Source organism: Vibrio sp. MM46 (assembly GCF_027587135.1).
Lineage (GTDB): Bacteria > Pseudomonadota > Gammaproteobacteria > Enterobacterales > Vibrionaceae > Vibrio > Vibrio harveyi.
The window spans coordinates 228,932-241,822 of sequence record NZ_JAPPTO010000002.1 but is presented as its reverse complement, the minus strand read 5'-3'; the positions used below and the strand labels follow the sequence as shown (position 1 = coordinate 241,822).

General features: G+C 45.7%; 9 protein-coding genes. 2 read left to right on the top strand and 7 right to left on the bottom strand.

All coding sequences use genetic code 11. From position 1 onward, the window contains the following. Window positions 1-10: 10 nt before the first annotated feature. From OH459_RS03075 to OH459_RS03060, 4 genes are all read right to left on the bottom strand, one after another. Window positions 11-1,768: a sodium:solute symporter family transporter gene (locus OH459_RS03075; RefSeq protein WP_005450846.1), complete on the bottom strand. Its 1,758-nt coding sequence runs from the start codon at window positions 1,766-1,768 to the stop codon at window positions 11-13. A gap of 616 nt (window positions 1,769-2,384) precedes the next feature. Beyond that, the gene (locus OH459_RS03070) at window positions 2,385-3,008 is read right to left on the bottom strand and encodes a bifunctional 4-hydroxy-2-oxoglutarate aldolase/2-dehydro-3-deoxy-phosphogluconate aldolase (protein WP_005388506.1); all 624 of its coding nucleotides are present in this window, start codon (window positions 3,006-3,008) and stop codon (window positions 2,385-2,387) included. Window positions 3,009-3,086: 78 nt separating this feature from the next. Then, window positions 3,087-4,019, bottom strand: coding sequence for a sugar kinase (locus tag OH459_RS03065; protein WP_269985433.1), 933 nt, complete (start codon window positions 4,017-4,019; stop codon window positions 3,087-3,089). Between the two features lie 34 nt (window positions 4,020-4,053). Further along, window positions 4,054-4,389, bottom strand: coding sequence for a cupin domain-containing protein (locus OH459_RS03060; RefSeq protein WP_005450851.1), 336 nt, complete (start codon window positions 4,387-4,389; stop codon window positions 4,054-4,056). A 421-nt stretch (window positions 4,390-4,810) separates the two neighbouring features. On the opposite strand from OH459_RS03060, the gene OH459_RS03055 reads away from it, so the two are divergent. Then, window positions 4,811-6,976: a heparinase II/III domain-containing protein gene (locus tag OH459_RS03055; RefSeq protein WP_269985422.1), complete on the top strand. Its 2,166-nt coding sequence runs from the start codon at window positions 4,811-4,813 to the stop codon at window positions 6,974-6,976. Window positions 6,977-6,978: 2 nt separating this feature from the next. Then, window positions 6,979-9,144 (top strand): heparinase II/III domain-containing protein, encoded by a 2,166-nt coding sequence (locus tag OH459_RS03050; RefSeq protein WP_269985420.1) that lies wholly within the window; start codon window positions 6,979-6,981, stop codon window positions 9,142-9,144. A gap of 474 nt (window positions 9,145-9,618) precedes the next feature. Here OH459_RS03050 and OH459_RS03045 read toward each other — a convergent pair whose 3' ends face one another. From OH459_RS03045 to OH459_RS03035, 3 genes are all read right to left on the bottom strand, one after another. Next, a complete protein-coding gene (locus tag OH459_RS03045) occupies window positions 9,619-10,908 on the bottom strand; it encodes an MATE family efflux transporter (protein ID WP_017188222.1) in 1,290 nt (429 codons plus the stop codon). A gap of 187 nt (window positions 10,909-11,095) precedes the next feature. After that, window positions 11,096-11,812 (bottom strand): FadR/GntR family transcriptional regulator, encoded by a 717-nt coding sequence (locus OH459_RS03040; protein ID WP_005450855.1) that lies wholly within the window; start codon window positions 11,810-11,812, stop codon window positions 11,096-11,098. Between the two features lie 119 nt (window positions 11,813-11,931). After that, on the bottom strand, window positions 11,932-12,708 hold the full coding sequence (locus OH459_RS03035) for an SDR family NAD(P)-dependent oxidoreductase (protein ID WP_017188223.1): 777 nt from the start codon (window positions 12,706-12,708) through the stop codon (window positions 11,932-11,934). Between the last annotated feature and the right edge of the window lie 183 nt (window positions 12,709-12,891).

Sequence of the window (12,891 nt, the reverse complement as noted above, 5' to 3'; positions counted from 1 at the left end):
TTAATTGCGGTTAGCTTTTCGCGTTAGCTAACTTTGGGCTTTTAGGTCCTCGCGCCGCGTTCACCAATAGAACACCAACCGAGAGAACAATCGCACCACACAAGATGAACAGAAGTCGACCTGTTGGCTCGTTTGGAATCAGAGCCATCGCTAGGATACCGAAGCCTGCTACGCTAATAAGCTTACCAAGCATGCCACGCTGTTTTGTATCTAGGTTTTGTTGCTCTTCACTATCAGCCACAAGCGGTGTGTTCCAGTTCTCGAACAATTGGTCCACTTCTTTTTCACGCTCAGGCGTCAAGCCTTTGTAGAAGCGTGTTGTTAGTAAGAAGAAACCACCAGTGAAGACAACGTGCGCCGCTAGGCTCAAGCCAACTTTAAGGTCAGCCCACTCACGTGCTGTTAGAGCTTGTTCTAGTCCGAATAGGTGCTCAACATCTTGTGCTTGTAGAGAGATACCGAAGATGTAAGAAACAAAGCCACCTACAACGAGTGTTGCCCAACCAGCCCAGTCTGGCGTCTTACGAATCCACATACCAAGTAACACAGGAATCAACATTGGGAAACCAATCAACGCACCTACGTTTAGTACGATATCGAACAAGCTCAGGTGACGTAATGAGTTGATAAACAAACCAATACCGATGATGATGAAGCCCATCATAATGGTCGTCACTTTACTCACGATAACCAGCTCTTTCTGTGACGCTTGCGGGCGTACAATAGGGCTGTAGAAGTTCATCACAAAGATACCTGCGTTACGGTTTAGACCAGAGTCCATTGAAGACATGGTCGCCGCAAACATTGCTGACATCAGAAGACCCACCATACCCGCCGGCATTACGTTTTGTACGAACGCTAAGTAAGCTGCATCACCACCTACTGAGCCGTACTGCTCTGCAAAGTCAGGCATAAATGCCGCTACGTACCAAGGAGGTAGGAACCAAATGATAGGACCAACAATCATCAACACACATGCAAGACCTGCAGCTTTACGCGCATTCTCACTGTCTTTTGCACATAGGTAGCGGTAAGCGTTGATGCTGTTGTTCATTACACCGAACTGCTTAACAAAGATGAACACCACCCAAAGGACAAAGATACTGATGTAGTTCAGGTTGTTACCCAGCATGAAGTCGCCGTGGAAATTCGACACGATGTTACCAATACCGCCGCCGTGGAAGTAAGCCGCCACCGCACAAGTAATGGTTACCGCCATGATAACCAGCATCTGCATGAAGTCAGAAGCAACAACCGCCCAAGAGCCGCCCGTTACCGCCATCAACATCAGAACCAAACCAGTTACGATAATGGTCGCTTCCATCGGAATATTGAATACCGCAGCCACAAAGATTGCGAGACCATTCAACCAGATACCAGCTGAGATCAAGCTGTCTGGCATGCCAGCCCAAGTGAAGAACTGCTCTGACGTTTTACCAAAACGCTGACGAATTGCTTCGATTGCCGTTACTACACGTAGCTGGCGGAACTTTGGAGCAAAGTAAAGGTAGTTCAAGAAGTAGCCAAATGCGTTGGCTAAGAATAGGATTACAACAACGAAACCGTCGTTGAACGCGCGTCCTGCGGCACCTGTAAACGTCCATGCTGAAAATTGCGTCATGAAGGCGGTAGCACCTACCATCCACCATAACATCTTACCGCCCCCTCGGAAGTAGTCACTGGTCGACGTCGTGAACTTACGGAACATCCAACCAATGGCAACTAGGAAGAAGAAGTAGGCAAGAACAACAAAAGTATCAATAGTCATTTTTTCAGCCTTTCGAGTTTGATCATTTTCTACTGCCTAGATTACTCCGTTCATATTTTTATTTGTACTACAATAAGCTTTAATTGTGATCTAAAGCATAAGTTGTTCGACGAAAAAAACGCACTAAAAGCCTTTATTTTCTTGGCTCTTTGGGATTTTAAGGAATAATCACCACGTAAGCCATTGCACTATATTGTAATACAAATAATATATTAGAAATCCATTAAAGTATGGAATATTTTTCTTTCTTGTGCTTTGTCTGAAGATCAAAAATGCGTGGCATTTATTTGTAGGAAACGTAATGAGATGTTTCAGATGAACTGGATCGCAAGCGCGATTATAGATGAATACAAAAATTGAGATTCCCGACTCGCTCCTTCGTCGCTCTCGAGAATGGCGCGGAGGAGGTTCTGCGCATTTCTATTCCCAGTTCTTAAACCTCATGCTTAACCTCTCGGCTTTTCCCCTACTCCTTCCGTCATTTCTAGAAGGAGGAACGATTGAGTAGGAAATCTCTTTTCTGGTTCCTTTATCTCACCTCTTTCAAACACAAAAAAGCGAGCACTAAGGCTCGCTTTACATTCTTTTCGCTAATTTTATCGGGGCGCTACGACACTTATGCTACGTGAGCGACGGCGTCACGAACCAATGTACCTAGTTCATCCCACTTGCCTTCATCGATAAGCTTTGTAGGAACCATCCAAGTACCGCCACATGCCAGCACTGAAGGAATAGACAAGTACTCATCTACGTTACCTAGGCTCACACCACCTGTTGGCATGAATTTTACTGGGTAAACTGCCGTTAGTGCTTTAAGCATACCAACACCGCCAGATGGCTCAGCAGGGAAGAACTTAAGTGTACGCAGACCCATTTCCATCGCTTGCTCAACAAGGCTTGGATTGTTTACGCCAGGTACAATAGCTACACCCTTGTCTAGGCAGTATTGAACCGTACGAGGGTTAAAGCCTGGGCTAACAATAAAGTCCACACCGGCTTCAATCGCTTGGTCAACTTGTTCATTAGTTAAGATTGTACCCGCACCAATCAACATTTCTGGGAACTCAGCACGCATCGCACGAATCGCTTCTGCAGCACACTCTGTGCGGAACGTGATTTCAGCGCAAGGCATACCGTTTTCAACCAAAGTGCGACCTAGAGGAATCGCATCTTCTGCTTTGTTGATGGCAATAACAGGAATTACTTTTAGGTTTGCTAATTGTTCGTTTAATGTCGTCATAAGAGTGTACTCATCGTCGTTAACTTGAGTTCAATAAATCACTGCGGAGCGCCGATTATTCAACACTCCGCAAAAGAATTACAAAGGAAGATCGGGCATCACTTCACGTGGAATGATGGCACCTTTGTGCTGAATAACCTCACCAGCCATACAATGACCAGAGTAAGCTGATTCAGCCGCGTTACCACCAGTCAAACGCTTCGCCAAAAAGCCTGCACTGAAAGAGTCACCTGCTGCCGTCGTATCAATCACGCTATCGACTTTGTTTGGTGCCACGTATTGCACTTCACCATTCGCCACAACTAAACAATCTTTGCTGCCACGTTTAATGATGATTTCATCTACGCCCAGTGCAGAGGTTCTTTCAATACATTGCTCTAGGTGCTCATCACCATACAGCATTTGCTCATCTTCAAATGTGAGTAGAGCAATATCGGTAAACTTAAGAATCTTAAGGTACCAAGACATGGCACTCTCTCGGCTTTCCCACAATTTAGGACGGTAGTTATTATCGAAAATAACCTGGCCGCCTTGCGCTTTAAAGCGTTCGAGGAATGCAAACAACTGCGTCTTACCTTCTTCAGTAAGAATCGCTAATGTAATGCCACTCAGGTAAACCGCATCATAAGAATAAAGCGTGTCGACTAGTGCCGAAGATTCGTCCTGTTCAAACAAAAACTTTGCTGCTGCTTCATTACGCCAATAGTGGAAGTAACGCTCGCCTGTCTCATCCGTTTCGATGTAGTAAATACCCGGCTGTTTACCATTAACAGTCAACACTAAGCTGGTATCAATGCCCTCTTCTTGCCATGCTGAAAGCATTTCTTGGCTAAAAGGATCATTACCCAGGGCAGTTACATAGCTAGTTTTGATATCGTGAGCTTTCGTCAAACGGGATAAGTAAAGAGCGGTATTCAACGTGTCACCACCGAATGACTGACGCAACTGACCTTCCTTTTTCTGTAGCTCAACCATACATTCGCCAATGATCGCGATATTTAATGATTTCATACTGTCACCTTAGCAACTGAGGTTGCGCTATACGTTACTTTAAGAAGTCTTCACGAGCTGGGTTGAAGATATCCAGAAGAATGCTGTCTTGCTCTAGTGCAACCGCACCATGCATCATGTGCTTACGAGCAAAGTACGCATCACCCTCTTTCAGTACTTTCTTTTCGCCTTCGATTTCTGCTTCAAAGCTGCCACGTACTACGTAGCCGATTTGATCGTGAATCTCATGCGTATGTGGAGCACCAATCGCACCTTTGTCAAAACATAGGTGAACAGCCATCAGATCATCTGTGTAAGCAACAATTTTACGTTTGATACCGCCGCCTAGCTCTTCCCACGGGTTCTCATCTAATACAAAGAAAGAATTCATCGTCATACTCCTAAAAAGTCTCTATTAAAGCGAACCCTACGGCACTTCATTCTTAACCATGCTTTCACAAGAAGGTTCTCTTAAAAAACCGTCATGTTGATAAAAGTGAAACACGAAACGAAAGGGTCTGCTGTCGAATTGGTAAAGAGCATATCCGATCCATTTCAATTGTCATACAATATATCTAAAAATATGTGATATCCATCAAATGGAGAGACCTAAACCATTCCACTTAACGATTGATAACGTAGAAACATCAGCCACACAAAGGATTTCCACCGCATTGAAAATCAATAAGTTAACTAAAATCACGTGATTTCACTCTCCCTTTTTGCCACAAAAACTACACCCAAACTTAATATTGTATTACTTTATAGAAAGTTTAAGAAAACAACACACTTCATCTGAGGGTGGTAAAGAAATGACTACACAACCGATTTTGTTGACTGAAGCAGAAGTCGAACTACTAAGAAAGGAAGTCGGAAAGCCGAGCTTAATGGGCAAATCCATTGAAGCGAATCGCAAGGAACTTGAAGCCTTTATGCGTCTGCCTCTAGACGTACCAGGTCACGGCGAAGCGGGTGGCTACGAGCACAACCGCCACAAACAAAACTATACCTACATGAACTTAGCGGGTCATTTGTTCTTGATCACTCAAGAAGAAAAGTACGCGCAGTTCGTTAAAGCTCTTCTCGCTATTTACGCAGAGAAGTACCTCACCTTTGATTTCCACGTACAGAAAAACACTAACCCTACAGGTCGTCTTTTCCACCAGATCCTTAATGAACACTGTTGGTTAATGTTTACTAGTCTTGCCTACTCTTGCGTGGCATCAGTGATGACAGAAGAAGAGCGCACTGCGGTTGTTGAGCGCATTCTCGAACCAATGCTAGACATGTTCACCGTGAAATACGCGCACGATTTCGACCGTATTCACAACCACGGTATCTGGGCAGTGGCGGCTGTTGGTATTTGTGGTCTAGCTATTGGCAAACCTGAATATCTAGAGATGTCTGTGTATGGTCAAGACCGTGACGATACTGGCGGTTTCTTAGCGCAAATCTCACAACTGTTCGCACCTTCTGGTTACTACATGGAAGGTCCGTACTACCATCGTTATGCGATTCGTCCAACTTGTGTATTCGCAGAAGTGGTACACCGTCACATGCCTGAAGTAGACATCTACAACTACAAAGACAAAGTGATTGGCAACACAGTACAGGCGATGCTAGCAACAGCTTACCCGAATGGTGAGTTCCCAGCCCTAAACGACGCATCTCGAACCATGAGCATTACCGATATGGGTGTTCAAGTTGCAGTGAGCGTTTACAGCAAGCACTACGGCTTGGATGACAACATTCTAGGCATGGCGAAGATTCAAAACGCCGTTTGGATGCACCCATGCGGTCTAGAGCTTTCTCAAGCTTACGATAAAGCAATCGCAGACCGTGAAATCGGTATACCTTTCTGGCCAAGTGTGGAACTTAACGAAGGTCCAACTGGCAACAACGGTGCACAAGGCTTTATCCGTATGCAGGATAAAACCGGTGATGTGTCACAGCTTGTGATGAACTACGGTCAACACGGCATGGGACATGGTAACTTCGATACGCTTGGCATTACCTTCTTCAATCGTGGTCAAGAAGTGCTGCGTGAATACGGCTTCTGTCGCTGGGTAAACGTTGAGCCTAAATTCGGCGGTCGTTACCTAGACGAAAACAAATCGTACGCACGTCAAACTATCGCGCATAACGCGGTAACGATTGATGAGCAATGTCAGAATGGTTTCGATGTAGACCGCGCTGATTCAGTGCACGGTTTGCCTCACTTCTTCAAAGTAGAAGGTACTGAAATCAACGGTATGAGCGCGTTTGCGAACGACCATTACCCGAACACAGACATGCAGCGCAGTGTGTTCATGCTTAACCTAGATGAGCTTGAAGCACCGCTATTGTTAGACCTTTACCGCATTGAAGGTGAAGGCGAGCATCAGTACGACTACTCTCATCAATACGATGGTCAAATCGTACGTACTAACTTCGATTACCAAAGCTTTGGTGCGCTGAACACGCTTGGCGATGACTTCGGTTACCAGCACCTTTGGAAAGTAGCAAGCGGAAAAACGCAAGATATGGCATTGGTTAGCTGGCTACAAAACAACACCTACTACACTTGGTTAGGCACAAGCAGCAGCGCGAAACAGAACGGCGATAATGAAGTGATCTTCACTCGCACTGGCGCCAATGACCCAAGCTTTAACCTACGTAGCGAACCGGCATTCATTCTACGCAGCAAGGGCGAATCGACACTATTTGCTTCTGTGCTAGAAACACACGGCTACTTCAACGAAGAGTTTGAGCAATCGGTGAATGCACGTGGTCAGGTGAAAGATATCCGCGTCGTGGGTTACAACGCCGTTGGCAGCATCGTAGAAATCACGACTGAAAAATCACTGGTTACTGTGATGATCAGCAATGTTCTAGGCGCTGACGACCAAACCCCACACCAAGTAGAAATGAACGGTAAAACCTACAGCTGGAATGGCTTCTACTCTCTAGAAGTGAACGCATTCGGGCAGGAGAAATAACAATGAGCTACCAAACCCAGTCTTACCAACCGCTATTAATGAACTTTGAAGAAGCGGCAGAACTAAGCAAAGCACTTGGCACGGATAGCCTATTAGGAAATGCACTAGCACGTGACATCAAACAAACTGACGCTTACATGGCAGAGGTAGGTATTGAAGTTCCAGGTCACGGCGAAGGCGGCGGTTACGAGCATAACCGTCACAAGCAAAACTACATCCACATTGATCTAGCGGGCCGCCTATTCCTTATCACTGGCGAACAGAAATACCGCGATTACATCGTGGACATGCTAACGGCTTACGCGAAGGTTTATCCGACGCTAGAGAGCAACACCAGCCGTGACTCTAACCCTCCGGGTAAGATCTTCCACCAAACTCTGAACGAGAACATGTGGATGCTATACGCGTCTTGTGCGTACAGCTGCATTTACCATACCTTGGAAGAAGAGCAAAAATCACTGATTGAGAACGACCTGTTCAAGCAAATGATTGAGCTGTTCGTGGTAACTTACGGTCACGACTTCGACATCGTACACAACCACGGTCTATGGGCAGTAGCCGCTGTGGGTATTTGTGGTTACGCAATTAACGATCAAGATGCGGTAGACAAAGCGCTTTACGGCTTGAAACTAGACAAGGTCAGCGGCGGCTTCCTAGCTCAGTTAGACCAGTTGTTCTCGCCAGACGGCTACTACATGGAAGGTCCTTATTACCACCGTTTCTCGCTACGTCCAATCTACCTATTCGCAGAAGCGATTGAGCGTCGTCAGCCTGAGCTTGGTATTTACGAATTTAACGACTCGGTCATCAAGACCACGTCTTATGCCGTATTTAAGACGGCATTCCCAGATGGTACTTTGCCAGCACTGAACGATTCATCGAAGACGATTTCGATTAACGATGAAGGCGTAATCATGGCTACGTCAGTGTGTTTCCACCGTTACGAGCAGTCTGAAACGCTACTTGGCATGGCAGACCACCAGCAAGACGTTTGGGCTCATATCTCAGGTAAAACATTGTCTGACGCGGTTGCAGCAACAGACAACATCAAACCATTCAACTGGGGTAGCCTATTCGTAACAGACGGTCCAGAAGGCGAAAAAGGCGGCGTAAGCATTCTTCGTCACCGTGACGAGCAAGACGACGATACAATGGCGCTTATCTGGTTTGGTCAGCACGGCTCCGATCATCAGTACCACTCAGCGCTAGACCACGGTCACTACGATGGTTTACACCTGAGCGTGTTTAACCGTGGTCATGAAGTGCTGCACGATTACGGCTTTGGTCGCTGGGTAAACGTTGAGCCTAAATTTGGCGGTCGTTACATCCCAGAGAACAAGTCTTACTGTAAGCAGACGATCGCGCACAACACAGTAACGGTTGATCAAAAGACACAAAACAACTTCGACACAGCGCTAGCAGAAACCAAGTTCGGTTCTAAGCACTTCTTCAAAGCTGATGACGAAAAACTGCAAGGCATGAGCGGTCGTATTTCTGGTTACTACAACGGTGTAGACATGCAGCGCAGCATCATTCTTGCTGAATTGCCAGAATTCGAAAAACCACTTGTGATTGATGTTTACCGCATCGAAGCAGATCAAGAGCACCAATACGACCTGCCAGTGCACTACTCTGGTCAAATCATCCGTACGGATTTTGAATACGACGTAGAAAGCACGCTGCGTCCAATGGGCGAAGACAACGGCTACCAGCACCTATGGAACATCGGTTCTGGTCAAGTCGAAGTTAGTTCACTGGTAAGCTGGTTGCACGACAACAGCTACTACTCGCTAATCACAAGCGCAACTAACGGCAGCAAAGTGTTCTTCACCCGCACAGGCGCAAATGATCCAGACTTCAACTTGAAGAGCGAACCAGCACTTATCCTACGTCAATCAGGTCAGAACCACGTGTTTGCCTCAGTGCTAGAAACACACGGTTACTTCAACGAGTCTATCGAAGCATCGGTTGGCGCTCGTGGCCTAGTTGAGTCAGTAACCGTCGTTGGCAACAACGAAGTGGGTACTGTGATTCGTCTGCAAACCACAACAGGCAACGCTTATCTGTTCGCTATTTGCAACTTAGATGAAGACAAGCAAAACGCTGCACATCGCGTTGAATTCGACGGTGTGGCTTACACTTGGGAAGGCGCATTCGCACAAATTTAATCTTTAGATAGCCACTAGAAATTAATGTAAAAAATCGGGAACTAATTCAAAGCCGGACGTCATGTTCGGCTTTTTTTCTTTCAATTCAAATCACTAAGTCTCTCTCAGTTTTATCAAAACAAATCGTTTGTACGTGTTTTATTGAAGGCACAAAAAACACCTAACCACAGGACTCTGCTGATTAGGGGTGGTAGAAATTAATCATTAGCTATCAGGTTACTTACCGTTTAGCTTTAACTTAGAGAACAAAACTCCACCAACTTGACCAATGTTTTGGGCTTTTCAAAGCGAGGGCTTCTTGTTCCTCTAGAATCTGACCTATCACTTAAAACGCCCCTTTCACTGAGTACCTTAGCCGCAGAAATCGGTGTTAAAAGCCCCTCTCATCGGTTGTCTCCCTTCCATAGTGAGCAAGCAACTGGCATAAAAAAGCCCTCGTCGTTGAGGGCTTTTAATCGGATGACAACTTACTTATTAATCATACATAAGCTTTTCTGCTTTCTTTAAATCAAACTCATTAAGGGATTTACGCGCCAAATGCCTAAACGGTAGCGCTTTTACTATCTCCTCAAATGGCATGACGGCGAACGCCCAGAAAAAAGAAAGGTCCCAATGCAGAATGATCAACGCACATAACGGGATAGACACGATCCACTGACCAGTGAAGTTAATCTTGAATACTTCCGTTGTCTTACCTAATGCACGTAAAACATGCCCATGCACCGTGTTATAGCCACGCACAATTGGCAACAAAATGTACAGCGGGGCAATGGAAGCAAGTGCAACGTATGTAGTCGGGTCCAAATCTGGATACAGATCTGGAAGAACGAAACTCAACGCAAGGAAAAAGGCAGCGGATACAAACGAGATCATCACTGCCATGTCGATGCTGATATCAACGTTCTTGCGTAACTCATCCATTTGTCGTGACCCGATAGCTTGACTGATCGTAATCGCCGACGAGTGTGCCCAAGCGGTGATGAACTGTGTACCTGCTTTAATCCAAGGCATCACAATGGTCATAGCTACGTAGGCGTTCAAGGTAAGCTGCGAGTACAACAACATGTAAATGGTCGCACCGGTTTGCAGCATGGTCACGTTTGCTGCAACAGGGAAAATCTCTTTAAAGTGATTGAGTGTGTTTCTCTTCAGTGAAGCATCCAGATTTTTAGTCGACAAGACAATGGAGTCATCTAACTTGATACAGAGAGTCAAATACGACAGTCGAATGGTGATCGCGATTAAGCTGCCTGCCGCTGCACCTTGCACACCAATCCCCTCAAAGCCTGCTAATCCGTGAATCAGCACATAAGACATTGCCATGTTCACTGGCAACTCAATCAAGTAACCTTTAAACGGCACTTTGGTTCGACCAAGTGCATTAAACAAAGCGATCATCACTTGAGTAATTGCGTTGAAAATAATGATGAACTTAGCAACAGCAAGGTAGCGTTCAGTCTCTGCATAAAGGGCGACATTATCGGTTAACTTACTGATCAGCGCTTTGTCGAAGGCGGTAATTAATGTCCAAAACAAGACCGCGACCAAAACGTTGATAATTAAGCCCGCCCAGAAGCCTTTGTTGAGCGACAAATGTTGCCCAGATCCGACCGCACGGCTAAGTACCAACTGTGAACCGTTCGCCAACGCCATTTGTATACCTAAAACAAAGGAGACGATGGTAGTAGCAATACCCATGGCAGCAAGAGAAACTTCACCGAGCGGTGATACGAGGAAGGTGTCGATCATTAACATCGACTGCATTAACAGTGCGTTCAAGGCCAGAGGCCAAGCGAGGGACAGATTTTTTCTTATATAGGGTTGGGAAGACATGCTAGACCTTTCAAAGTTGTCACAGAGAACCGCTAACACAACAAGCGGTTGTCATTAAAACCTTGGCTCTGCCCCCCTTTTCATATTCATGGGGCAAAGCCAAACATATGTTGATTCATCAACCGTTAACGACCTGGGACAGTTTTTGGTTTTCGTCATTCAGCAAAGTGTGCGACGCTAACCGAGCTTGATCGCCATTGCCCGCCATGATGGCGTCATAAATTTCACGATGCTCTTCAATGCAGAATCGACCACCTTCAGCTGAATGATCGATAAACAGCTTAAAGATGGTCGAGAGAATATTGCCAAACGGAATATAGAATTGGTTACCCGTGGACAAGAAAATTGTCTGGTGAAACAGGTGGTCGTTGACCGTCCAATCGTCATAGTCATAGCGACTGGCTGCCATGGTCATACGCTGAAAAATGACCGACAATTCCTTTCTTTGCTCTGCCGTTGCGTTACTTGCAGCCAAGGCACATGCCTCAGGCTCAATCGCTTTACGTAGCCCCAAAAACTGAGCCAGAAACGGCTCGGTATCTTCTAAATCTTGAATCCATTCCAAGAGTTGTGGATCGAGAAAATGCCAATTATTACGCGCACGAACTGTTGTCCCTACTTTTGGCTTAGACTCGATCAACCCTTTTGCTGAAAGCAGTTTGGTTGATTCGCGCAATGCCGTACGACTCACCCCAAATGCGTCACAGAGTTCCATTTCATTCGGTAGCCTTTCATTTTGATTTAGCTCACCTGACAGTATTTTGCGGGCGATTTGTCTGGCAACTTGCACATGAATCTTGCGGTGTGAATCTTCCACAAGAGAAAATTTTGCCATTTGACGCTCCTTATAATTATGTTTCCAGTGCTTTGGCGCTCAATAAATGATCAAAACAAGCCAGACGAAGCTGGCTTTTTGAGGTCAGTGTATTCGTCTGAAACGAAATGGGTCAGCGCTTATGGCGCCATTTGACCACCATTTACATCCAGAACTTGACCAGTGATGTAACCCGCACATGCATGTGAAGCGAAGAAAGCAAATGTTGGTGCAACTTCGTCGATTCGACCAAAGCGTCCCATTGGAATGCCATTTGCGATCGCCGCTTTCAACTCATCAGACTTACCATCGTGGAATGCTGTGTCGATTGTGCCCGGTGAAACGATGTTGAAACGGATATTGTCTTTAGTGAACTCTTTCACCCAGTTACGGTGAATGTCATGCAACCACGCTTTTGATGCTGCGTAGATACCTGCACCAACACCACCACCTTCACGAGCAGCGATAGAACCAGTACTAATCACACAAGCAGTTTCACCAGATTCTGCAGCCGACGCACGTAGGTGTGGGATTGAGTATTTGGTTGTCATTAACGCTGAACGTGCGTTCAGATCCATTACACGGTTGTAAAACTCATCATCAATGTTTTCTAGGTTTTCACGACCGCCAAGACCACCAGCGTTGTTGATTAGCACGTCCATGCCACCGAAATGATCAGTGAACTCCTTAACCAGTTTTTCGCAATCAGCGGTCACCATAAGATTCGCTTGGAAAAACTTCACATCACCACCAAGTGCGGTAAGCTCGGTTACCGCAGCATCGGCATCCGGACCAGCTTGATGACTGTTGATGCCGATTTTTGCGCCGTATTTTGCAAACACGCGTGCAGCCGCTAAGCCCATACCTGCTGTAGAGCCAGTGATAAGTACGCGTTTACCTTTCAAATCGTTAAACATTACGGTTTACCTATGTTAGTTATTCGTGCTGAACGAATAAATCATACAATAAGATCTTTCTCCTGCAAGCGTATTTACTATCAATTGAGTGAGAACTGGCAAAATTCGTCATTTTTGAACCGCAATTGTGCTTCTGGTCACAGTGTGCTGGATTTTTGAGCTATTATTTGTATGAATAATTTA